We start from the raw sequence: 24,234 nt of genomic DNA on the forward strand, positions 1-24,234 counted from the left end.
GTTGAATCGTTAGCAAAAAATGAGGGCGGATTTTCGCATAATCCGCCCAAAGCTTGAAGTGTTTAATACTCGTTCGGCAACCAAGTTGCTGAGCCGTTGATTAACTCTTGTCTTGCTGGTTTAAAAAGTCTTTAAACTCTTCATCGTAGATGTTGAATAGGACAATGGTAATCGCAAAGATTAGTGGGCCATAGATAAGACCAATTAGGCCAAACAGTTGAATACCACCTAACAGTGAGAAGAAGATCATTAGGGTATTCATGCCTGCACTGCCTTGCATCAACAACGGACGTAGCAGGTTATCAATTGAACCAACAATTGCTACACAGTAAACCGTTAGGAAAATCGCCCAAGTGGTATCGCCTGTTAGGAACAAGTATGTTGCAGCAGGGATCCAGATGAGAGCGGTTCCCACGACTGGGATGAAAGAGGCAAAGCCCATCATGGTTCCCCAGAACAACCCAGGGAAACCAGCAATCCACATACCTAAACCACCCGCAAAGCCTTGCGCGATGGCCGTTAAGAATGAGCCCATTACTGCTGATTTAGATACTTGCTCTATCTCTGTTAGAAGCTTGTCTTCTTGGCTACGAGATAGCGGAAGAATATGACGCACCACACTAATGATTTTGTCGTGATCTCTTAATAAGAAGAACAAAACGAACAGCATCAAGAAGAAGTCCATCAAGAAATTGGTCGCATCACCTAAGATTTTCGCACTGATCCCAACCAACTTAGAACCAAAACTTGTCGCGAATTCGCCAACTTTCTGTGCGATGGCTTTAGGTTCAATGTTATCAAAAGGCAGGTAATTATTTACGAACGACAGTGCTTTAACAACGATAGGGTGCTCAAACAGAGTCTGAATACCGCCGTGTGTCACCCATTGGTAAGTGTTCTGAGAGAACAGAGAACCTTGCTGCACAATCGCTGCGAACACTGCTAATAAAGGAATCACAATAATGAAAGTCAGGATGACACAAGACAGCAGAGAGACGATGTTTTCTTTATTCGGAATCTTCTTTTCAAGCCACTCGTGGATCGGGAACATCAACAGTGAAATGATGAAAGCCATCACAATTGAATTAACGTACGGCTCGATAAGCAGGTAACAAGCATAAGCAGCCGCAAGTAAGGCTATGATGATCACCCAGTGACTGGAATTGATTTTAATTTTTTCTGACACGGTAATGGTCTCTATATTTGCGTTCTAAGTTTATAATGGCTGCAAAACAGAGAGTTAGCAATGAGGAGTTTTGATAATGGGATGCTGTAATAAAGATAAGAAATGCCAAGATGAAGAACAGCAAACAAAAAAAGAGATCCCTTGGTTCAGAATGTTCCTAGGTACCTTGATGCTGTTGGTTTTTCTTTTTTGGGAACGTTAGGTGTTTTTAGTTCAATTTTGGTCTTAGTTGGCTGATAGGCAAGCTGCCATATTCACAGTTGATGAACGTGGCGTACAAAAAAGGGCCGCACCTAATGCAGCCCTAAATTCAACCAGTTAGCGACTTATAAAGTGCTTTCGATTATTTGCTTTCAGCTGCAATGATCGCAAGAGAGCGGTCTGCGGCTTCTAGTGTTGCATCAAGTTCTTTTGAACCGTGAGCAAGAGAAGTAAAGCTTGCTTCGAATGCTGAAGGTGCAAGGTAAACACCGTGATCTAACATTAGGTGGAAGAAGCGCTTGAAGCGTTCTACATCACACTTAGTTACATCTTCGTAGCACGTCACAGTTTCTTGATCTGTAAAGAAGAAACCAAACATACCACCAACTTGGTGAACTAGCATTGGGATGCCGTGTTTGTCAGCAAGTTGCTTGAAGCCATTTGCTAATTGCTTAGTTTTTGAAGCTAGACGCTTTTCGTTGCCTTCTTCTCTTAGAAGGTTCAAACACGCGTAGCCAGCAGCCATTGCAACAGGGTTACCTGAAAGAGTACCCGCTTGGTAAACTGGGCCTGTAGGTGCGATGTATTGCATCACTTCTTTGCGACCACCGAAAGCACCCACTGGCATGCCGCCGCCGATTACTTTACCAAGGCACGTTAGATCTGGCTTGATGTTGTAGTAAGCCTGAGCACAACCTTCAGCAACGCGGAAACCTGTCATTACTTCATCAAAGATTAGCAATGCACCTTCTTGGTCACAGATTTCACGTAGACCTTCGTGGAAGCCTTCTACAGGAGGGATACAGTTCATGTTTCCCGCGACTGGCTCAACGATGATACAAGCGATCTCGCCTTTATTTGCTGCGAAGATTTCACGTACTGAATCTAGATTGTTGAAGGTTGCTGTTAGCGTTAGTTTCGCAAAATCAGCCGGTACGCCTGGTGAGCTTGGCTGACCTAAAGTCAGTGCGCCAGAACCTGCTTTTACAAGTAGGCTGTCTGCGTGACCGTGGTAGCAGCCTTCAAACTTAAGAATTTTGTCACGACCAGTGAAGCCACGAGCTAGACGAATTGCACTCATTGTTGCTTCTGTACCTGAGCTCACCATACGTAGCTGTTCCATTGATGGAACCATTTCAGAGACAAGTTCAGCCATTTTGATTTCAGTTTCGGTTGGAGCGCCGAAGCTAAGGCCACGTTGAGCTGCTGCAATAACAGCATCACGAATGACAACGTGGTTGTGACCAAGGATCATTGGACCCCAAGAGCCAACGTAATCGATATACGCTTTACCATCAGCATCAAAAATAAGTGGGCCATCAGCGCGTTCAACGAAGATTGGAGAACCACCTACACCATTGAATGCACGAACTGGAGAGTTTACGCCACCAGGAATAGTTTGCTGTGCTTTTTCGTACAGCTCTGCTGATTTGGTCATTGATATATCCTCTTTTGACTGTCGGACCAATTGGCACGCATTGTACCTATCCATAATCCAACTAGGAATGCTTTCGCTGATATAATCGCCCGAATCTGGTTGTTTTGTGTGGTTACACGTTTTAATTGCTCGATATTGACTACTTTACTGCACTAAAAGAGGCGATCCGGTGGTGAATACTTGAACGTTTCAGTCAGGTATTAGATAATCAGTAGAATATAAGAAAATACTCAACAACTATGGTCTCGAATTAGATTTGTATCATGTTGTTTTTGACACAGGTAAGAGAGGTTGTCGTGAGCGAAGTAAATATCCCATTGTCTTTTTCTGATGCAGCAGCTACCCGCGTACAAACGCTAATCGCTGAAGAAGAAAACCCAGAACTAAAACTGCGTGTATACATTACAGGTGGTGGTTGTAGTGGTTTCCAATACGGCTTCACATTTGATGAAAAAGTAAATGATGGCGACACTACCATTGTAAACAGCGGTGTAACGCTAGTTGTTGATCCAATGAGCCTACAATATCTAATGGGCGGCATGGTTGATTACACAGAAGGCCTAGAAGGCGCACGTTTCTTTGTGAACAACCCGAACGCTACAACAACATGTGGCTGTGGTGCTTCATTTAGCGTATAGCTTGAACAGAAAAAGTTGAAAGCTACATTAGAAACACTGCAAACGCCGAACCTATGTTCGGCGTTTTTGTGTTATAGACTCCTCAAAAAGCCGTAGTAAGTTAAACCTCACGGTCGACCGCTTGGCTTTTTCATCGAAATCAGTACTTACCTCGATATTTAACCTATTATTTTTCAAAGTATTTCCTTCATTTTTAGTACACGGCATATTCTTTAAACTGTCGATAGCGTCCAACTTCGTTTGGTTTTGGTCTGGTAAGGTTATCTCTGTGCATATGGAAGTTGCACATAACCGTGTTAAGCCAATTAGCTTACCTTAATTACATCGGACAAAAGGATTTGTTATGCCCACTCTATTTCCTAACTCACCACTTTTTCAGAAACTTAAGCAGCCGTGGCTAGTTTCTCTGACTCTAGTCGTGTTGTTGTCGATCTGGCTTGGTTTAGGCGTAGGGCAAGCAGGAGAGTCACCTGAAAAAAAGGCGACAGAAATTCCGTTGGCTAAAGTTTCCTTTCAAACCTTCACTTCATCACCGACCTTTAAAACGATTGATCTCTATGGAAGAACGGCGCCCGATAGGCATGCTCGTCTAGGCGCAGAAGTCGCGGGCAAGATTGTCAGATTGAATGTTGTTAAGGGGGATATGGTTAAAGCAGGACAAGCCATTGCTCAGATTGATAAAGGCGACTTAGAGATTCAGCTGGAGCGAGCATCTGCGTTATATCGTTTGAAGAAAAAAGAATTCAAAGCGGCGCAATCACTGAAGAAAAGAGGGCTGCAAGGCGAAATCGCCTACACCACAGCAGAGGCTTCGTTAACAGAAGCAAAAGCCATGATGCGCAATGCGGAGTTGGCTTTAAAGAATACGGTAATTACTTCCCCGTTCTCTGGTGTGGTTCAAGGTTTGATGGTGGAGCTTGGTGACTTTGTTGGGGTTGGCGATCCGGTCGCGGGCGTGATTGACCTCGATCCTCTGGTCATCGAAGCCGATGTGAGTGAGCGTCATATCCAGCATTTGTTAGTTAATCAGTCTACCTTGGTTCGCTTGCTGGGAAGAGAAGAAGCGGAAGGCCGCTTACGTTATGTTTCTCGAATCTCTTCTGCCTCAACCAATACCTTCCCAATTGAGATTGAAATCGATAACTCCGATGGCCTGTTACCTGCTGGTGTCAGTGCCGAAGTAACCCTCAATCTAGAAACGAGAGACGCTATCAAAGTGACACCTGCCATGTTGGCACTAGATGAGGCGGGCAATCTTGGAGTCAAAACTTTGGTTTCAACTGATGACTCACCAATCGTGAAATTTGTCGGTATTCAACTGGTGAAAGCTGAGCAAGATGGAGTGTGGCTGACGGGGTTAGGTCAGCGTGTCGATATCATCACGGTGGGGCAAGGTTTTGTGCGTGATGGTGATTTGGTGATTGCTGTTGAGCAAGGCGCTGAACTCTCTAACGTAACCGCAGAGTAGGAGACAATCGATGTATTCAATTATTGATGCAGCATTGTCTCGTGCTCGAACAATGCTCTCCCTTTTGGCGTTAATTATTGTCGCCGGTGTCATTACCTATATCACGATACCCAAAGAATCGAGCCCAGATATCACCATTCCAATTATCTACGTTTCAGTAGGGCACCAAGGGATCTCGCCAACCGATGCGGAGCGTTTACTGGTACGCCCAATAGAACAAGAGCTTAGGTCGATTGAAGGCGTAAAAGAGATGACGGCAACCGCTGCAGAAGGGCACGCTTCTGTTGTGTTGGAGTTTAATGTTGGCGTCGATCTTACCAAAGCAATGGCCGATGTGCGTGACGCGGTTGATCTGGCTAAGCCAAAACTGCCAGAAGATAGTGATGAACCGGTTGTAAATGAAGTGACACTTGCTTCGGAGCAGCCTGTACTTTCTGTAGTTCTGTTTGGAACTGTACCAGAACGTACTATCGTACAAATTGCTCGAGAGCTGGGAGATAAACTCGAAAGTTATCGTCAGATATTAGAGGTCGATATAGCGGGTGACAGGGAAGATATTGTTGAAATCATTGTTGATCCTCTTTTAATGGAAAGCTACAGCCTAGATCAAGCCGATATCTATAACCTGATTGCGTTAAACAATCGAGTGGTTGCTGCAGGCTTTGTCGATACTGGCTATGGTCGTTTCTCGGTTAAAGTTCCTTCGGTGTTTAACTCTCTAAAAGACGTGCTTGAGCTACCAATTAAAGTGGATGGTAAGCAGGTCGTGACCTTTGGTGATGTGGCCACGGTTCGTCGAGCGTTTCGAGATCCTGAAAGCTTTGCTCGCTTAGATGGTAAATCCGCGGTTGTCTTGGACATTAAGAAGCGCGCAGGTGAAAACATCATTGAAACGGTTGAGTTAGTGAAAGCCGTAATGGCTGGCGCTCAACAGCAAGCCGAATGGCCAAATAACTTATTGGTTAAGTACACTTGGGATGAATCCAAAGATGTGAAGATCATGCTCAATGATCTGCAAAACAACATTCTATCCGCCATCATTTTAGTGGTGATCGTTATCATCGCCATTCTTGGTGTCCGAACCGCGCTATTGGTCGGAATTTCAATTCCTGGATCATTCCTTACCGGGCTACTAGTGCTGTCTGTATTCGGTTTAACCGTCAACATTGTAGTGCTGTTCTCTTTGATCATGGCGGTTGGTATGTTGGTCGATGGCGCGATTGTGGTGACCGAATTTGCAGACAGGCGAATGCAAGAAGGTGAAGGACGTAAAGCCGCTTACCGGGATGCAGCTAAACGTATGGCATGGCCGATAACAGCGTCTACTGCGACAACCTTGGCGGCATTTGCTCCGTTATTGTTTTGGCCGGATGTGACGGGCGAATTCATGAAGTATTTGCCGTTAACCCTTATCGCTACTTTAACTGCTTCATTGATCATGGCGCTGTTATTTGTGCCCGTATTAGGCGGCTTGATTGGCAAACCTCAATACGTATCGTCTAAAAGCCAAGCTCGAATGGTCGCACTGCATAATGGTGACTTTTCACAAGCCACCGGCTTAACTAAGGCGTATTACCACACACTGTCGATTGCGATTAAGCACCCCTTTAAGATTCTTTGTAGTGCGATACTGCTCGCGGTTGCGGTTGGATTTACTTACTCCAAAGCCGGTCTTGGAGCTGAATTCTTCCCTGAGGTTGATCCGCCATTCTTTAATGTCAAAGTCCGCTCATATGGTGATCTCTCTATCCAAGAAAAGGATGGCATCATGCGTGATATTGAGCTGATGATGCTCAACTATGATGAGTTCGATACCGTTTATACGCGCACTGGTGGTGACGACCAGATTGGTTTGATCTCGATTACGCCTGTTGATTGGCAATACCGCCGCAGTGTTAAAGCGATCATTGATGAGTTGAAGGTACAAACCGATCAATACGCTGGTGTTGAGATTGAATATAAGTTTCCAGATGCAGGGCCTCCGGTTGAGAATGATTTAGTGATAGAGCTGTCGGCAAGAACGCCAGAGCAACTGAATCAGGCTGCAAAAATTGTAAGGAACTGGGCGGATGGCAATCAGGCGCTGACCAATATAAGTGATACCGCGAGTAAAGATGGCATCGATTGGAAAGTGGATATTCGCCGCGACGATGCCGCTCGTTTTTCGGCTGATGCGACCTTGGTGGGTAATACGGTTCAATTCGTCACTAACGGGCTAAAGATTGGCGATTACCTCCCAGATGATTCTTCAGAAGAGGTCGATATCTTGGTGCGCTATCCAAGCGATAAAAGAGATATTGGGCGCTTTGACCAACTAAGAGTTAAAACACCAGCAGGCTTAGTGCCGATCACCAATTTTGCGCAGATAGTCCCTGACCATAAGCAAGACACGATCAAACGTCTTGATGGTAAGCGTGTAGTGAACATCATGGGTGATATGGAAGAGGGCTATAACCTTGCTCTCGAGTTGCCAAAGATCGAGCAAGCGTTGAGTGAGTTGGGTCTACCAAGTAGTGTCGAGTTTCGTATTCGTGGTCAAAATGAAGAACAAGAAAACTCTTCTGCTTTCTTACAAAGTGCTTTCTTGGTTGCTCTGGCGGTGATGGCTTTGATTCTGATTACTCAGTTTAATAGCTTCTATCAAGCGTTTTTGATTCTTAGTGCAGTGTTGTTTTCGACGGTAGGTGTATTTGTTGGTTTGCTTATCTTCCAGCGTCCGTTTGGCATCGTGATGTCTGGTATTGGAGTGATTGCACTGGCAGGTATAGTGGTGAACAACAACATTGTGCTGATCGATACCTATAACCAGTTGATTAAAAGAGGCTTGGATAAGCGAGATGCGATTCTAAGAACCGGAGTTCAACGTTTAAGACCTGTAATGCTGACTACTGTCACTACTATTTTAGGTTTGATGCCGATGGTGTTAGAGATGAACATCGACCTGATTAATCAAAAGATAGAATTCGGTGCTCCGAGCACGCAGTGGTGGTCGCAACTCGCTACCGCAATTGCGGGAGGCTTAGCATTCGCGACAGTCCTAACTTTGGTACTGACGCCTTGTCTATTGATGCTAGGGCGAGACAAGAAGCCTGAAGAATAGTCGATACAGTGGTTCGATGAACATAAAAAAGAGCGCCTTGGTGGGCGCTCTTTTCGTTGGTTTATATGGCTATTAATCTAATTAGTCACTAGTAGCCTAATTAGTTGCTAGTAACTGGCCGTATCGCTCTAGGTTATTCAATCGAATCTCTGAGTTGGCAATAAAGGTTGCTTTTGCCTTACCGGTTAACGACTTAGATTGAGGCAATTTCACGGTACGCGCATTCTTATGTACGCCATTGACCAAGAATTCATAGTGTAAGTGTGGGCCAGTCACTCGGCCCGTACCACCCAAAGTACCAATGGTTTGGCCTTGTTTTACGCGCTGACCAGTTTTCACCATACGTCGCTTCATGTGCAGGTACTTGGTGATGTAGGTGTTGCTGTGGCGTATGAACACGTAGTTACCATTGAATTGGTTGTAACCCGACTTCTGAACGATACCGTCACCGGCAGCCCAGATAGGCGTGCCAACAGGGGCTGCGTAGTCAGTGCCGCGGTGAGCGCGAACCTTACCGGTTACTGGGTGTTTTCTGTTAGGGTTAAAGTTCGATGTTACACGACGAAAATCAATAGGAGATCGCAAGAACGCTTTCTTCATTGCACGACCATTTTCATCGAAGTAATTGCCGCTCTTATCATCTAATACCGCGGTAAATGAATCACCTTGGTTTTTGAATACGGCTGCCATGATCTTACCGCGACCAACCACTTCACCTTCAACTACTTTTTCTTGGTATAAGATTTTGAAGCTGTCATTCTTACGAATATCTAACGCAAAGTCGATATCCCAACCGAAGATGCCTGCCAGTTCCATAATTTGGTTTGCGGTTAAACCTGCGCTTACGCCAGCGTTCCAGAAATTCGAGGTGATATCGGCTTCGGCATAATTGTATTGGTAGGCAACCTCTTTCTTGTCGAAACTAGAGGAAAACGAATCGCCAGACTTAGTGATCTTAAAGCTTTCAAACGCACTAAGCTGTCGTTTTAGCTGAACAAGGTCGTTGTTTTCATCAAAGCCAAACTGCAATACATCACCAGGTCTTAGGTTAGACAGCTGCTTCTTAATATCATTGTTGGTATTAAGTAGGGTGATCAGCAAGCGGTATGAGAGGCCAATACGTTCGAATAGAACAGAAGTGCTTTCGCCAGAACGAACGGTATATTTTTCCCAATTGAGCACAGCTGTTGGTGGCGCATCACTTGAGCCCATAAGCGCGGATGTATTGATAGTCAGTGGGTAATGTTTCCCCACCACTAAAGCGCCCGTATCGTCACGTAAACTGTTGACGTCGGGGAGTAAGAAAATCGCGACGAAAATTACGGCACTAAAAAATGCGATAAAAGCCCGGTGCAAAATAGGAAGGCGTGCAAAAATAGACAACATGTTCCGGTTCGTTCTGTAAATATTATGAAAATCGACGACGGAATAGTGTAACTGGTTTCAAAATACATCGCTATTCAAGTAAGATGTCTAATTATTATATTTTTGCCAAATCTGTGGGAGTGAACAAGAATGGCGAGTATTGAAGCTGCACTAGCCGAGATCAAACGTGGCGTAGAAGAACTGATTCCAGAAGACGAACTAATTGCTAAATTAAAAGAAGGTCGTCCTTTACGCATTAAACTGGGTGCTGATCCAACAGCTCCAGATATCCACCTAGGCCATACGGTTATCTTTAACAAGCTTCGTGCTTTCCAAGAGCTTGGTCATGAAGTGACATTCCTTATCGGTGATTTCACTGCAATGGTTGGTGACCCATCAGGTAAGAACTCAACCCGTCCACCGCTAAGCCGTGAAGACGTATTGAAGAATGCTGAAACTTACAAAGAGCAAGTATTCAAGATTCTAGATCCTGCGAAAACGCAAATTCGTTTCAACTCTGAGTGGCTATCTGAGCTTGGTGCTGAAGGCATGATTCGTCTTGCTTCTAACCAAACTGTTGCTCGTATGCTTGAGCGTGATGACTTCAAAAAGCGTTACGCTGGTGGCCAACCGATTGCAATCCACGAATTCATGTACCCACTTCTACAAGGTCACGACTCTGTTGCACTAGAGAGCGACGTTGAGCTTGGCGGTACTGACCAGAAGTTTAACCTGCTAATGGGTCGTGAACTGCAAAAAGCTGCCGGTCAAAAACCACAAGCGGTACTAATGATGCCACTACTTGTTGGTCTAGACGGCGTGAAGAAGATGTCTAAGTCTGCGCACAACTACATCGGTATCAGCGAAGCACCAAGCGAGATGTTTGGTAAGATCATGTCTATCTCTGACGATCTAATGTGGAGTTACTACGAACTACTGTCTTTCCGTCCTCTTGAAGAAGTTGCGGAACTGAAAGCTGGCGTTGATGCAGGTAAGAACCCGCGTGACGTTAAAGTGCTTCTTGCTAAAGAGATCATCGCGCGTTTCCACAGTGAAGCAGATGCTGAAGCCGCTGAGCAAGAATTTGTTAACCGTTTTGCTAAGAACCAAGTTCCTGATGAAATGCCTGAATTTGAATTCGAAGCAGGTCTACCAATTGCGAACGTTCTAAAAGAAGCGGGTCTAGTAAACTCGACTTCTGATGCGATGCGTATGATCAAGCAAGGCGCGGCTAAGCTTGAAGGCGAGAAGATTGAAGACAGCAAATTCGTACCTGAAGCAGGTACTGCGGTTTACCAAGTAGGTAAGCGTAAGTTTGCTCGTATTACTATTAAGTAATAATGCATATCAATAATTGAAATCAAAGGCATCCACGGATGCCTTTTTTATTGACTTAAAATTGACGAAACTTTGAAACGTCTATTGCTACACTATGCGCGCTGTCAAATTGACAGTAATTCTGGAGATTTTTATGAACAATACCGACCATCCTCCTAGTTTGAATGGAGAAGAATAACCTGTCTCGGTATTGATCTATTGTCCTGCCGTTCAGGTAGGGTATCTTTGTTTTTCCCCCTCATTCTTTTCCACACACTAGATTCTAACAAGTAGACACACCAGTAGCTTTAAGCTCTTGGTGCGCATAAATCTATAAATCTATAAATCTATAAATCTATAAATCTATGCTATTTGTTTTGATGGTCGTTACCTTTGCCAATCGGGAGATTCGCCATGACGGTAATGAACAACGCTTTTTTATCTATTGAAGCTCTGTATTCAGAGCAAGACATCCAAGCTGTATCGAATGCATTTCAACAGTACGGACGTGAACAACAAATTAACCTTTTGAACCGTATGCCGCTTGAAGATGCGGTGTTAGTACTGGGGCAATGCTCTCTTAGTACGATTCAGACTTTACTTAGTGAGTTAGAAGAGCAGGGCTTTGAGAAGCGCTCTCGACATCTAGCTCACCAACTAGGGCTGATCTATTCAGAGGTTGAACCTCAGCAGGGCTATCTTTCTACTGGAGTAATGAGCCACGTTAGGCAGCGCATCGGTTGGATTATTGCATTAGCACTGCTAGGTATTGTCTCTGGGCTTATTATTGCTCAGTATGAAGATATCCTTAGCCAACTGGTGCTTCTGGCGATTTATATGCCAGTAATCGCTGCTGCGGGTGGTAACACAGGAACGCAAGCTGCAACTTTGGTGATTAGAGCCTTGGCTACTGGCGAGTTGAAGAAGCGCCAATGGGCCAACGTTCTATGGAAAGAGTTTAGAGTCGCCATCTGCTTAGCACTTGCGATTGCTATGGTGATGATTGGTCGTATTCTGCTATTTAGCGAAAACCAATCGACAGGTGGTTATGATATCAACATGATTGCCCTTGCGATTGCGGTAGCGCTGTTTATTCAAGTGACCATATCTACCGTACTCGGAGGCGGGTTACCGATAGTTGCTAGGCTATTTAAGCTTGATCCTGCGGTGTTAGTGAGTCCAGTACTCGCTTCGATAGTGGATATCTCAGGGATGTGGATCTACTTCACTGTCGTGAACTCATTCCTAGGAATCGCTTAAAAGCTTCTAAAAATAGCTAAAATACATGTTAGAAATGAAAATGGCGCTGAAGATCTTCAGCGCCATTTTTTATCGGGTAATTAACCGTTTACACAAGTTAACCACTATTGATATTCACTTTGTGTTTGACTGAATTCGACCACATCTTTGTAGAAAGCACGTTCAAACTGGGTGATTGGCGCTTCTACTGGCTTGTCTGGATCTTGTTCTTCAGGGAAGTAATCACGCACAAACTGCACAAACAGAGAGTTTGGATTCCCTGTTTTATCTAATCCGTATCCCGCCATGTTGTAACTGCCATATAAAGATCCGCTCTTTGCAACAATGTTGCCTTGGATCGGTGCTTTTCTCATGCTTTGACGGTATTTGAGCGTTCCATCAGTGCCAGATGTAGGCATTGCCTCGATTAAGTTGAGCTGTTGGTCGTTATCCCAGATATAACGTAGAACCTGAGCCATGGTTTGCGAGGTCATGCGATTATTCCTCGATAACCCTGAGCCATCGACTAACTGTGCTTTACTTAGGTCAATGTTGGCCTTAGTCAGTAATATCTGCTTTATCGCTTCGGTGCCGTTATTGAAACTACCAGGCTGGACATAAAACGTTGCACCCAGTGTTTTAGTTAGGTTATCTGCTATTAGATTGTCTGATTTCTTCAACATGGTATCGAGCAGTTCAGGAAGCTTTTCTGAATGGTGGCTCGCGACTAATGTTGTTTTGTCTGCTGTCTCTTTTTTACCAAGGATCACATCGCCTTTAACCTGAATCTTCAGTTCTTTAAGCAGAGAACTCACGACTTGAGAGGTGTAAAGCTCTGGATTTTGAATCGCAAACTTGAGTGGCAGTGGCTTTTTACGCTCAACTAAGCAGCCAGAGAGCTTATAAGCGTTATCTGGTGTCGTTATGAGCTCCAAGTCGCATTGTGTTGCCTTCTGCCCAGAGCGAGTTACCGTGGCTGCAGAGGTTGTCACGTCTATCGGGTAGTGAGCCGGAATATAGACCCGAGTGCTGCCGTTATCTTTTGTATAAATAGAAGCTTGCGCGCAATTGCTGTCCAAAGTCATTGCACTCGAAGGCGCGCTGTAACAAACGCCTAGAATGTCCCAAGGCCAACCAACGGCTCGCTGATAGCCAGTAAAAGCTGAACTATCGAGATACAAGTTACCTTCGATGGTTTTAGATTGCGACTTAGCGTATTGAGCTAAAAGACTTTTTAGGTGTTCTCGTTGTAGTGTTGGATCACCGCTAAATGAGATCACAACATCCTTATTCGAACGGGAAATACTTGTCGTGTAGTGGAAGTCATCTCCTAACTCTAATTTGGCTGCCAAAGCCGTGACCAATTTTAAGGTACTGGCTGGTGGGAAAAAGCTATCACTGTTAGTTTTCATTTCGTTTGAATTACCATTCAGTGATTCCAATATTAAACTTGTGCTACTACCGTCTGGCAATTTATCTAAAGGGGCATATGCGAAAGTGTTAGTCGAGAAAATGCTAATGGAAAAACCACATACAAGTAGGGTGGGTAGAAGGCGCATAGAAGATTTCTTGGATGGTTGATATTTTCAGTATACAGATATAAAAAACGCCCGCTAGGTAGCGGGCGTTTTGATTCTCAATTAACTAATTAATCAATTAGATAATCAGAATTAGAAGTCGTAACGTAGACCTAGAGCTAGCTCGTCTTCAGCTTGTGCTGAAGTTGCGCCGCGGTTTACTAAAGTACCAACTGTACCGTACTTATCACCTTCAGAAATCAGGTTGAAGTTGTATGATACGTAGCCACGGAAGTTTGGCTTGAAGTAGTAAGTAGCGTCGATTGCGATGTTGTCTGCAGACGTGTCACCGTCAGTTTCAGCGTTGTTGTACGTAGTTGTGAATACAGTTTGACCCATAGTGTACGCTGCTGCTAATTCGTAACCAGTGTAATCACCGTTGTCTTTAGCTTTTTCGCCGTCTGTGAATACACCTGCGAAGTACAGGTCAGAGATAGCGTAAGAACCTGAAAGCATGTATTCGTTTTGTTCGTTTTGGTCTGCGTAACCTGCACCTAGTTTAATGCCAGTCTCGCCAATAGCGTAGATACCAGATAGAGAGTAACCATCTTCACCGTTATCAACGTATTTTGTATCGCCATTAGCAGTTTCTGTTGAACGGTCTGCAAAACGGTAGCTAGCTTTTACGCTTAGGTCTTGGAATTGACCCTTGTAAGAAAGCATGTTGTCAGTACGGTCAGCTACTGCGATTTTGTCTGCAGCAGAGTTACCGTGGTAAGCCATGATATCTGTGAAGTCAGTGATAACGCCTAAAGCACCTTCGTTCTTACCGTAAGTTACTTCACCGTATGTACCACCAAGACCAGCATAAGTATAACGGTTATCGATTGTATCGTTACCGCTAACATTGTTACCGTCTTTGTCGTAGTCAGAAGTTGTGAATTCACCTTCGTAGAAACCAACACCGTATAGGCCGTCTTGGATTTCAACTTTACCTAGGAAGTTAAGACGGATACGAGAGTTATCTTGTGCTTTACCATCTTTCATAGATAGGCGAGCTTCAGCGCGACCACCCATATCTAGAGAAGTACCGTCTTGGTTGTATAGTTCTGCCGCATTAGCGCCAGTAGCAAGAGCTGCAGCAGATACAGCAAGCGCGATCATAGTCTTGTTCATGTTATTAATTCCTAATTACTGTCCATAAAGGTATTTATTAAGGATTTGAATCCTTTTAGTGTCTTGCCTGTATTAATCAGGCTTCATAACCATGATTAGGTCAGAACGCTAAAAAATGCCAGTGCAATCCATGAGTTACTTTTTACCCCTAAAGTTCCTTAGCTAGTTAGTAAAATGATATAAATTGAAAAACTGAACACTGTTTTATTATGTTGGTTTATTCTTAACTTGTTGTTTTTGTAGTTGTATTTTAAAAGTGTGATCTACATTTATTTGGTTTGTTTTTGTTTTTTTTAGGTATTCAATTGCTGACTTATTGATGGGAAGGTTATTATTCATTTTTGTGATGTCTGTAATTTAGAGCTAGATAAAGCTTTTATAAGACAAAGTGGAATAAAGGTGATTTAGCCATCAAGTTTGTTTACACTAAGCCAAATTGTTTTGTTTCTATCACCCAATAAGTATGTTGGGTGGATTTATGTTGGCCAAAGAAAGCTTTGGCATAGAGGTAAAAAATGGAAAAGGTTCCAATGACAGTACGTGGCGCTCAGCAGCTACGTGACGAATTAGATCGCCTACTTAAGCTACGTCCTATTATTTCAGCAGCTATTGGTGAAGCACGTGAACTCGGTGATTTGAAAGAGAATGCAGAGTACCACGCCGCTCGTGAAGAGCAGGGTATCTGTGAAGCTCAAATTCGAGATATAGAATATAAGCTATCGCTAGCTCAGATCATCGATGTAACTCAGATGGATAATACGGGTAAGATTATCTTTGGTACGACAGTAACTTTGATCGATGTCGATACGGATGAAGAATTCCGTTACCAGATCGTTTCTGAAGATGAAGCTGACATCAAAACTGGTCGTATTTCTGTGAAATCACCAATTGCACGTGGTCTTATTGGTAAGATGGAAGGCGATGAGGTTATTATCTCTACACCTGGTGGCGATAAAGATTTCGAAATCGACAAAGTAGAATATATCTAATTGAATTTTCTTTGTTTCTGATAAGTAAAAAGGTCGCTTAATGCGACCTTTTTCGTTTCTCACGCTACACTAAAAGATAAGCGCTATGGCTTTCTCTTAGTGGAAGTTAGCTTATATTAAGCTCGCTTATTTACGTGGAATCTCGATTTTACGTGCTTCTGACTGACGGAATAGTACTAGAACTTTACCGATAGTCTGTACTTTTTCAGCTTTAGTTTCACGTACAATTGCATCGATAATCAGTTGCTTAGTCTCACGGTCTTCTGATGCAACTTTAATCTTGATCAGTTCGTGGTGGTCTAGAGCTAATTCGATTTCCGCTAGAACAGCTTCAGTAAGTCCATTTGCGCCCATTAGCACAACAGGTTTTAAACTGTGAGCTAGGCCCTTTAGATGCTGCTTTTGTTTGGTACTTAGGTTCATTACGCGGCCAATTTTCTTTACTATTAGGGTTGAAAAAACCTATTTTAACGCCATCTAAAGCTGAAGACTATAATTTATTCAGCAATTAGTACTTTCCTCCAATTTAGGTATCCAATGAGCAAACAGAAACACTCGGCCAGTTCAGGCCGTTGGTTGAAGGAACACTTCGACGACAAGTACGCAAATGAAGCTAGAAAGAAAGGCTATCGTTCACGTGCTTATTTCAAAATGGAAGAGATTCAAACGAAAGATAAATTGCTGTCTCCTGGGATGACCATTGTGGATTTGGGTGCAGCGCCTGGCGGTTGGTCTCAATATGCTGCTAAGATTGTTGGAGACAACGGACAAATCATTGCGTGTGATTTGTTACCAATGGACCCGATTGCTGGTGTTAGCTTTTTACAAGGCGATTTCCGCGAAGAAGCAGTGCTAGATGCCTTGTTGGAGCGTATACAACCAAACATGGTTGATGTCGTGATGTCAGATATGGCACCTAATATAGCAGGCAACAATTCTGTGGATCAGCCAAGAGCTATGTATTTAGTTGAATTAGCTTTGGATATGTGTCGACAAGTTCTAGCTACCAATGGTAGTTTTGTTGTAAAAGTATTCCAAGGCGAAGGGTTTGACCAATACGTTAAGGACGTCCGCGAGATGTTTAAAACAGTAAAAGTCAGAAAACCCGACTCTTCTCGAGCTCGATCTCGTGAAGTGTTTATCGTAGCCACTGGTTACAAAGGTTAACGATTCTCTTCCAATAGTGAGAGTTAACAACATGGCTACAGGTTACAAACTGTAGTACCCTACCTTTAATTACAATTAGTTATCGAGAGGCTTACACCTTGAGTGACATGGCAAAAAATTTAATTCTGTGGCTTGTTATCGCGGTAGTGTTGATGTCGGTATTCCAGAGCTTTGGCCCTGGAGAAAGTAACGGCAGAGCAGTAGATTACACCACGTTTGTACAGGAAGTTGGCCAAGGCCAGATTCAAGACGCACAGTTCAATAACAGCGAAATCACTTTCACACGTCGTGGTGGTGGTTCTAAGTATGTAACTTACATGCCTGTTTATGATCAAAAGCTACTTGATGACTTAATTAATCAAAACGTAAAAGTTCAGGGTACACCACCTGAAGAACAGAGCCTGCTTGGCACTATCTTCATCTCATGGTTCCCTATGATCTTACTGATTGGTGTGTGGATTTTCTTCATGCGTCAAATGCAAGGCGGCGGCGGCGGTAAAGGCGCGATGTCTTTCGGTAAGAGTAAAGCTCGAATGATGAGCGAAGAACAAATCAAAACGATGTTTGCTGATGTTGCAGGTTGTGACGAAGCAAAAGAAGACGTGAAAGAGCTTGTGGATTACCTTCGTGATCCAAGCCGCTTCCAAAAGCTAGGTGGTAAGATCCCGACAGGTATCCTGTTGGTTGGTCCTCCTGGTACGGGTAAAACATTGCTTGCAAAAGCGATTGCCGGTGAAGCGAAAGTACCGTTCTTTACGATTTCTGGTTCTGACTTCGTTGAAATGTTTGTTGGTGTTGGTGCATCTCGTGTGCGTGACATGTTCGAACAAGCGAAGAAAGCGGCACCTTGTATCATCTTTATCGATGAAATCGATGCTGTAGGTCGTCAACGTGGTGCTGGTGTTGGTGGTGGTCACGATGAACGTGAACAAACACTAAACCAAATGCTGGTTGAGATGGACGGTTTCGAAGGTAATGAAGGAATTATTGTTATCGCTGCGACTAACCGTCCAGACGTACTAGACCCAGCATTACTTCGTCCTGGTCGTTTTGACCGTCAAGTGGTGGTAGGTCTACCTGATGTTCGTGGTCGTGAACAGATTCTTAAAGTGCACATGCGTAAAGTGCCACTATCGGGTGATGTTGAACCATCTCTGATTGCTCGTGGTACTCCAGGCTTCTCTGGTGCAGATCTTGCGAACCTTGTGAACGAGGCGGCGCTATTTGCAGCTCGCGGTAACAAGCGCAATGTCTCTATGGTTGAGTTCGAACTAGCTAAAGATAAAATCATGATGGGTGCAGAGCGCCGTTCAATGGTGATGTCTGAAGAAGTGAAAGAGTCAACGGCTTACCATGAAGCGGGTCACGCAATTGTTGGTCGTCTGGTACCTGAACACGATCCAGTGTACAAGGTGTCAATCATTCCACGTGGGCGTGCACTTGGTGTCACTATGTACCTACCTGAGCAGGACCGCGTAAGCATGTCTCGCCAACATCTAGAATCAATGATCTCTAGTTTGTATGGTGGTCGTCTTGCTGAAGAACTTATCTACGGTAAAGACAAAGTTTCGACTGGTGCGTCTAACGATATCGAACGTGCAACTGATATTGCTCGTAAGATGGTTACGCAGTGGGGCTTCTCTGAAAAACTGGGTCCTCTTCTATATGCTGAAGAAGAAGGCGAAGTTTTCCTTGGTCGTGGCATGAGCCAAGCGAAACATGTTTCTGACGATACTACTAAGCTGATCGATGAAGAAATTCGTATTCTAATCGACCGCAACTATGCTCGTGCGAAGCAAATTCTTGAAGAGAACATGGATATCATGCACTCGATGAAAGATGCGCTAATGAAGTTTGAAACGATTGATGCAGGTCAGATTGATGACTTGATGGAACGTAAAGACGACATTCGTGAGCCAGCTGGTTGGGGGGATCAGGCGAAAGCAGAACCTGCAAAGGAAGAAGCTAAACCTGAAGCGAAATCAGAAGAGCAAACTAAAGCCGAACCAAAAGCTGAAGAGTCGCAAGTTGAAGAAGTTAAGTCTGAATCAGACGATGCTCAAAACAAAGATTCTTAATCGCTAAGCTTTAAATTAAAACCCTGAGTACGCTCAGGGTTTTTCTGTTTATAGCCCAAGATGTTTTTACCTTTAAGACCCGCCTTCAATGATATTAAAAGCACATAATAAAACGCTCGTTTTAGACCGCCCACATGTGATGGGTATCCTCAATGTCACGCCTGACTCTTTCTCTGATGGCGGGAAATTCAATTCATTAGATAATGCTTTACTGCAAGCTGAGCGAATGATTCAAGTTGGTGTTAGCATTATTGACATTGGTGGTGAATCAACTCGTCCGGGAGCACCTGACGTATCTTTAGAAGAGGAGCTCGCTCGCGTTATCCCTGCCATTAAAGCAATTCGCGCCAAGTTTGATGTGTGGATCTCTATTGATACCAGTAAAGCAGAAGTGATGCGCCAAGCCGTTGAAGCGGGGGCTGACTTGATCAATGATGTGCGCGCATTACAAGAGCCCGGAGCTCTAGAAGCAGCCGCCAATGCTAAGGTACCAGTTTGCCTGATGCACATGAAAGGTCAGCCAAGAACCATGCAAGCTAACCCAAATTACGATGATGTTCTAACGGATGTTGAAGCTTTTTTAAAAGAAAGGGTGGAAGCGTGTGAAGCTGTTGGTATATCAAAAGAGCAGCTGATTCTAGATCCTGGTTTTGGTTTTGGTAAAACCATTGAACACAATTACCACCTATTAGCGCACCTAGAAAAATTTCACACGCTTGGGTTGCCAGTCTTAGCGGGGATGTCGAGAAAGTCGATGATCTTTAAGCTATTAGACAAAGCCCCGGCAGATTGCATGGTCGCTAGCGTCACTTGCGCTACTATCGCGGCAATGAAAGGCGCACAAATTATTCGCGTTCACGATGTTGAAGATACATTGGAAGCGATGAAGATAATCGAAGTGATGAATAACAATCACTAATCATAATTAAGGAAAATCACTATGTCTGATAAGAGACGTTATTTCGGCACAGATGGTGTGCGTGGCAAAGTTGGCCAGTACCCTATTACACCTGATTTTGTTCTGAAGCTTGGCTGGGCTGCGGGTCGTGTTCTTGCGAAGCAGGGCACAAAGAAAGTCATCATTGGTAAAGATACTCGTATCTCTGGCTACATGCTGGAGTCTGCGCTAGAAGCAGGTCTTGCTGCTGCTGGTCTGCAGGCTACGTTTACTGGCCCAATGCCAACACCTGCCGTTGCTTACCTAACTCAAACCTTCCGCGCGGAAGCTGGTATCGTTATCTCTGCATCGCACAACCCTTACTACGATAACGGTATCAAATTCTTCTCTTCTGAGGGAACAAAACTACCAGATGATATCGAGTTGGCGATTGAAGCCGAATTGGATAAAGAGATCGAATGTGTTGACTCATTTGAGCTTGGTAAAGCGGTACGTTTAAACGATGCCGCTGGTCGTTATATTGAATTCTGTAAGAGCACATTCCCAAATCAGATGACACTTGCTGGCATGAAGATTGTTGTCGATTGTGCTCATGGTGCGACTTACCATATTGCACCTGCTGTATTTAAAGAGCTAGGTGCTGAAGTTATTGCGATTGGTGTTGAGCCAAACGGTACTAACATCAACCATGAAGTGGGTGCTACCGATGTACGTGCTCTGCAAGCAAAAGTACTTGAAGAAAAAGCGGCCTTAGGCCTTGGCTTTGATGGTGATGGTGACCGTATCATTATGGTTGACGAGCTAGGCAACAAAGTTGATGGTGACCAAATTGCTTACATCATTGCTCGTGATGCCCTGCGCCGTGGTGAGTTGAAAGGTGGCGTTGTTGGTACACTAATGACCAACCTTGGTATGGAAAATGGCCTTAAGCAGTTAGGTATTCCGTTTGTACGTGCGGCTGTTGGTGACCGTTATGTAATGGAACAGCTTCTTGCTAAAGGCTGGAAGATCGGTGCCGAAAACTCGGGTCACGTTATCCTACTAGATAAAGTGACGACGGGTGATGCTATCGTTGCTGCTCTGCAAGTATTGGCTTCAGTTGTTGATAGCGAAATGACTCTGAATGAGCTGTCTCAAGGCATGACGTTGTACCCTCAAGTTCTAGAAAATGTTCGTTTCAGCGGAGACTCAAACCCATTAGAAGCAGAGGCGGTAAAAGCAGCGGTTGTTGAAGTAGAAGCAGAGCTTGGCGAGAAAGGTCGTGTGCTATTACGTAAGTCTGGTACAGAGCCACTACTACGTGTGATGGTTGAAGGCGAAGATGCTGAGCTTGTTCAAGCATCTGCGCTTAAGATTGCAGATGCAGTAAAAGCAAATTGCTAATTTAACCTTTTACTTAACAGGCGCAACGAATAGCGCCTGTGATTAGAAGTGATTGGCTTATATAGCGGTCAAAAGATATAACGGTCAATAGAGACGTAAATGAGTTTTGTGTCGCTTTTGACCTTTTTTTGACCACTCGCTTGGTAAAGGCTTATTTTTTAGCAAATTCTCCTTGTCAGTCAACGTAGCATTCGCTAGTATTGCTCGGCCTTCAGTTAGGAGGTCGCTAGCCTTGTTCTGAAAAATAGTTTTTTGAACGGCGCTGGCTCAACAATTAGGAACATAGGTGGAAAAATGTTTACAGTTCTACTTGTGATTTACCTGTTGGCAGCGCTTGGTGTAATTGGCCTAGTGTTGATTCAACAAGGTAAAGGCGCAGATATGGGAGCCTCTTTCGGTGCTGGCGCTTCAAACACTGTGTTTGGTGCTGGTGGCTCAGGAAATTTCCTTACCCGAATGACTGCAATTTTTGCAACTACATTTTTTATCCTTAGCTTAGTGCTTGGTAATATGTCTACACATAAAACTGAGTCACAATGGATTGACCCGACTCAAGGTCAGGTAATTCAACAAGCTGATGATGCAGTGAGTGAAGTTCCGGCGCAAGGCGACGAAATTCCACAATAATCTGTAAAGATTTGATGCCGAGATGGTGAAATTGGTAGACACGCTAGCATGAGGTGCTAGTGCCTTAGGGTGTGAGGGTTCGAGTCCCTCTCTCGGCACCATGTTTACAAACTTGTAAAACATCTTGTTGGGCGTATAATGCTCACAAGTCGGACGCGGGATGGAGCAGTTTGGTAGCTCGTCGGGCTCATAACCCGAAGGTCGTCGGTTCAAATCCGGCTCCCGCAACCAATTTCAATGCTATTATATAGCTTGTATTGGTAGCAAGTTTGCACAGTGTGAACCTCACTGTGAGTTAAGTGTGATATCGAATGTGATGGCACTTAACATATAAGGGTCCAGCAACAAAAACCCCGGCTTATACGGGGTTTTTTGTTATCTAAGCATTTATAAATGCGTTTAGATAATGTTTGCTTGGAATTTAAATTGGGCTTTGAGCCCTTTTTTTGTTTCTGGAGTGGTTAAATGACTGGTTTAGAAAGACAACTTACTGAAATGCTTGACGCTCCAGTAGCAGCATCAGGTTATGAGTTAGTTGGATTAGAATTTATTCGTGCTGGTGAGCACTCAACGCTACGTATTTACATCGATTCACCAAATGGTATCAATGTAGATGATTGCGCTGAAGTTAGTCACCAAGTAAGTGCCGTAATGGACGTTGAAGATCCAATTTCAGTGGCTTATAACCTTGAAGTGTCTTCACCAGGTTTAGAGAGACCACTGTTCAAAGCAGAGCATTACCAACAATTTATTGGTCACGAGGTAAGCATCGTTTTGAAAATGGCTGTCGGCAACCGTCGTAAATGGAAAGGTGATATCCAATCTATCGAAGGCGAGACAGTGAAAGTATTGGTTGAAGGACAAGAAGAAGAATTCGTCCTGAGCAATATTGCGAAAGCTAACCTGATCCCTAAATTTTAGTTCTCCTAGAGAGAAGAGCTTAAGAGGCTAGATTAATGAACAAAGAAATTTTGGCGGTAGTAGAAGCTGTTTCTAATGAGAAAGCAGTTCCTCGTGAGCGTATTTTTGAAGCGCTTGAAATCGCGCTTGCAACGGCAACAAAAAAGAAAAGCGAACTAGAAATTGAAGTTCGTGTTGAAATCGATCGTAAAACGGGTGATTTCGAAACTTTCCGTCGTTGGGAAGCTGTTGAGGAAGTTGAATTCCCAACAAAAGAAATCTCTATTGAAGCTGCAAAGTACGATGATCCAGAGATCGAACTTGGCGGTTTCATTGAAGATGACATCGAATCAGTAACGTTTGACCGTATTACGACTCAAACGGCTAAGCAAGTAATCGTACAGAAAGTACGTGAAGCTGAACGCGCTCAAATCGTTGAACAGTTCATCGACAACGAAGGCGAGCTAGTAACTGGCGCAGTTAAGAAAGTTAACCGTGACACTATTATTCTTGACCTAGGTAACAACGCTGAAGCGGTAATCCTTCGTGATGACCAACTTCCTCGTGAAAACTTCCGTCCAGGTGACCGTGTTCGTGGTCTTCTTTACGCAGTTAAACCAGAAGCTCGTGGTTTCCAGCTTTTCGTTACTCGTTCGAAGCCAGAAATGCTAGCTGAACTATTCCGTGTTGAAGTGCCTGAGATTGGTGAAGAGCTAATTGAACTTAAAGGTGCTGCACGTGACGCTGGTTCTCGTGCTAAAATCGCAGTGAAAACAAACGACAAACGTATTGACCCAGTTGGTGCGTGTGTTGGTATGCGTGGCGCACGTGTACAAGCTGTTTCTAACGATCTTGGCGGTGAGCGTATTGATATCGTTCTTTGGGACGATAACCCGGCTCAATTCGTAATCAACGCAATGGCTCCTGCTGATGTTGCTTCAATCATCGTTGATGAAGACGCACACTCTATGGATATCGCTGTTGAAGCGGATAACCTAGCACAAGCAATTGGCCGTAGCGGTCAAAACGTACGTCTAGCTTCTCAACTGACTGGTTGGGAACTGAACGTAATGACTGTTGCTGACCTAGAGAAGAAGCACCAAGAAGAAGCAGTAGCTTCTATTGAAAACTTCATGAAGCACCTAGACATTGAAGAAGACTTTGCTCAAATGCTTGTTGAAGAAGGCTTCTCTACACTTGAAGAAGTAGCATATGTTCCTGTAAACGAGCTTCTTGAAGTCGACGGTCTAGACGAAGGTATCGTTGAAGAACTACGTAACCGCGCAAAAGACGCACTGACTACTCTAGCGCTAGCGAAAGAAGAAACTTTCGACGGTGTTGAGCCTGCTGAAGACTTACTTGCACTTGAAGGTCTTGAGCGTGAAATGGCTTACAAGCTAGCAGCAAAAGGCGTTGCGACATTGGAAGACCTAGCTGACCAAGGCGTTGATGAACTAGAAGGCATCGAAGACCTAACTGCAGAGCGTGCAGGCGAGCTAATTATGGCTGCGCGTAACATCTGTTGGTTCGGCGACGAAGAATAATTC

General features: G+C 44.1%; 19 protein-coding genes and 2 tRNA genes. 15 read left to right on the plus strand and 6 right to left on the minus strand.

All coding sequences use genetic code 11. The features are described from left to right. Positions 1–100: 100 nt before the first annotated feature. Both FTW16_RS08125 and hemL read right to left on the minus strand, forming a co-directional pair. The gene (locus FTW16_RS08125) at positions 101–1,186 is read right to left on the minus strand and encodes an AI-2E family transporter (protein WP_060982637.1); all 1,086 of its coding nucleotides are present in this window, start codon (positions 1,184–1,186) and stop codon (positions 101–103) included. Positions 1,187–1,529: 343 nt separating this feature from the next. Further along, positions 1,530–2,825 carry a glutamate-1-semialdehyde 2,1-aminomutase gene (hemL, locus tag FTW16_RS08130; RefSeq protein WP_146490649.1) on the minus strand — a complete coding sequence of 432 codons (1,296 nt, stop codon included), beginning with the start codon at positions 2,823–2,825 and terminating at the stop codon, positions 1,530–1,532. Positions 2,826–3,121: 296 nt separating this feature from the next. Between hemL and erpA the strand changes: the two genes are divergently transcribed. From erpA to FTW16_RS08145, 3 genes are all read left to right on the plus strand, one after another. Beyond that, complete coding sequence (gene erpA / locus FTW16_RS08135) at positions 3,122–3,463, plus strand: iron-sulfur cluster insertion protein ErpA (protein ID WP_004734539.1); 342 nt, start codon at positions 3,122–3,124, stop codon at positions 3,461–3,463. Positions 3,464–3,806: 343 nt separating this feature from the next. Next, positions 3,807–4,931 carry an efflux RND transporter periplasmic adaptor subunit gene (locus FTW16_RS08140; protein ID WP_146490650.1) on the plus strand — a complete coding sequence of 375 codons (1,125 nt, stop codon included), beginning with the start codon at positions 3,807–3,809 and terminating at the stop codon, positions 4,929–4,931. Between the two features lie 10 nt (positions 4,932–4,941). Continuing rightward, positions 4,942–8,031 (plus strand): efflux RND transporter permease subunit, encoded by a 3,090-nt coding sequence (locus FTW16_RS08145; protein WP_146490651.1) that lies wholly within the window; start codon positions 4,942–4,944, stop codon positions 8,029–8,031. A gap of 96 nt (positions 8,032–8,127) precedes the next feature. Here the strand turns inward: FTW16_RS08145 and FTW16_RS08150 are convergent, their stop codons facing one another. Beyond that, a complete protein-coding gene (locus FTW16_RS08150) occupies positions 8,128–9,417 on the minus strand; it encodes a peptidoglycan DD-metalloendopeptidase family protein (RefSeq protein WP_146490652.1) in 1,290 nt (429 codons plus the stop codon). Between the two features lie 129 nt (positions 9,418–9,546). Here FTW16_RS08150 and tyrS point away from each other — a divergent pair, with 129 nt between their 5' ends. Further along, positions 9,547–10,734 carry a tyrosine--tRNA ligase gene (gene tyrS, locus FTW16_RS08155; protein ID WP_017059402.1) on the plus strand — a complete coding sequence of 396 codons (1,188 nt, stop codon included), beginning with the start codon at positions 9,547–9,549 and terminating at the stop codon, positions 10,732–10,734. Between the two features lie 393 nt (positions 10,735–11,127). Next, complete coding sequence (locus tag FTW16_RS08160; RefSeq protein WP_146490653.1) at positions 11,128–11,973, plus strand: magnesium transporter; 846 nt, start codon at positions 11,128–11,130, stop codon at positions 11,971–11,973. A gap of 104 nt (positions 11,974–12,077) precedes the next feature. On the opposite strand, the gene dacB is transcribed toward FTW16_RS08160, so the two are convergent. Together dacB and FTW16_RS08170 are read right to left on the minus strand one after the other, a co-directional pair. Beyond that, complete coding sequence (dacB, locus tag FTW16_RS08165; RefSeq protein ID WP_146490654.1) at positions 12,078–13,511, minus strand: serine-type D-Ala-D-Ala carboxypeptidase; 1,434 nt, start codon at positions 13,509–13,511, stop codon at positions 12,078–12,080. A gap of 111 nt (positions 13,512–13,622) precedes the next feature. Then, positions 13,623–14,645 (minus strand): porin, encoded by a 1,023-nt coding sequence (locus tag FTW16_RS08170; protein WP_146490655.1) that lies wholly within the window; start codon positions 14,643–14,645, stop codon positions 13,623–13,625. A gap of 515 nt (positions 14,646–15,160) precedes the next feature. Between FTW16_RS08170 and greA the strand changes: the two genes are divergently transcribed. Beyond that, on the plus strand, positions 15,161–15,634 hold the full coding sequence (greA, locus tag FTW16_RS08175) for a transcription elongation factor GreA (protein ID WP_061018733.1): 474 nt from the start codon (positions 15,161–15,163) through the stop codon (positions 15,632–15,634). Between the two features lie 126 nt (positions 15,635–15,760). Here greA and yhbY read toward each other — a convergent pair whose 3' ends face one another. Further along, the gene (gene yhbY, locus FTW16_RS08180) at positions 15,761–16,057 is read right to left on the minus strand and encodes a ribosome assembly RNA-binding protein YhbY (protein ID WP_004738252.1); all 297 of its coding nucleotides are present in this window, start codon (positions 16,055–16,057) and stop codon (positions 15,761–15,763) included. 114 nt (positions 16,058–16,171) lie between these two features. Between yhbY and rlmE the strand changes: the two genes are divergently transcribed. The 9 genes from rlmE (at position 16,172) to nusA (ending at position 24,231) form a co-directional block, all read left to right on the plus strand. Next, complete coding sequence (gene rlmE, locus FTW16_RS08185; RefSeq protein ID WP_017059396.1) at positions 16,172–16,801, plus strand: 23S rRNA (uridine(2552)-2'-O)-methyltransferase RlmE; 630 nt, start codon at positions 16,172–16,174, stop codon at positions 16,799–16,801. A gap of 107 nt (positions 16,802–16,908) precedes the next feature. Continuing rightward, a complete protein-coding gene (gene ftsH, locus FTW16_RS08190) occupies positions 16,909–18,879 on the plus strand; it encodes an ATP-dependent zinc metalloprotease FtsH (protein ID WP_146490656.1) in 1,971 nt (656 codons plus the stop codon). An 88-nt stretch (positions 18,880–18,967) separates the two neighbouring features. Further along, positions 18,968–19,798 (plus strand): dihydropteroate synthase, encoded by an 831-nt coding sequence (gene folP, locus FTW16_RS08195; RefSeq protein WP_146490657.1) that lies wholly within the window; start codon positions 18,968–18,970, stop codon positions 19,796–19,798. Between the two features lie 21 nt (positions 19,799–19,819). Then, a complete protein-coding gene (glmM, locus tag FTW16_RS08200) occupies positions 19,820–21,160 on the plus strand; it encodes a phosphoglucosamine mutase (RefSeq protein ID WP_060982626.1) in 1,341 nt (446 codons plus the stop codon). Between the two features lie 294 nt (positions 21,161–21,454). Beyond that, positions 21,455–21,787 carry a preprotein translocase subunit SecG gene (gene secG, locus FTW16_RS08210; protein ID WP_017059392.1) on the plus strand — a complete coding sequence of 111 codons (333 nt, stop codon included), beginning with the start codon at positions 21,455–21,457 and terminating at the stop codon, positions 21,785–21,787. Positions 21,788–21,803: 16 nt separating this feature from the next. Further along, a tRNA-Leu gene (locus FTW16_RS08215) sits at positions 21,804–21,888 on the plus strand. A gap of 53 nt (positions 21,889–21,941) precedes the next feature. Further along, positions 21,942–22,018: transfer RNA gene (locus FTW16_RS08220), tRNA-Met, on the plus strand. Positions 22,019–22,252: 234 nt separating this feature from the next. Beyond that, positions 22,253–22,708: a ribosome maturation factor RimP gene (rimP, locus tag FTW16_RS08225; RefSeq protein WP_004738265.1), complete on the plus strand. Its 456-nt coding sequence runs from the start codon at positions 22,253–22,255 to the stop codon at positions 22,706–22,708. A 35-nt stretch (positions 22,709–22,743) separates the two neighbouring features. Further along, positions 22,744–24,231, plus strand: coding sequence for a transcription termination factor NusA (nusA, locus tag FTW16_RS08230; RefSeq protein WP_017059230.1), 1,488 nt, complete (start codon positions 22,744–22,746; stop codon positions 24,229–24,231). Positions 24,232–24,234 lie beyond the last annotated feature (3 nt).

This window comes from Vibrio sp. T20 (genome assembly GCF_007858795.1).
In the GTDB taxonomy this organism is placed as follows: domain Bacteria; phylum Pseudomonadota; class Gammaproteobacteria; order Enterobacterales; family Vibrionaceae; genus Vibrio; species Vibrio satsumensis.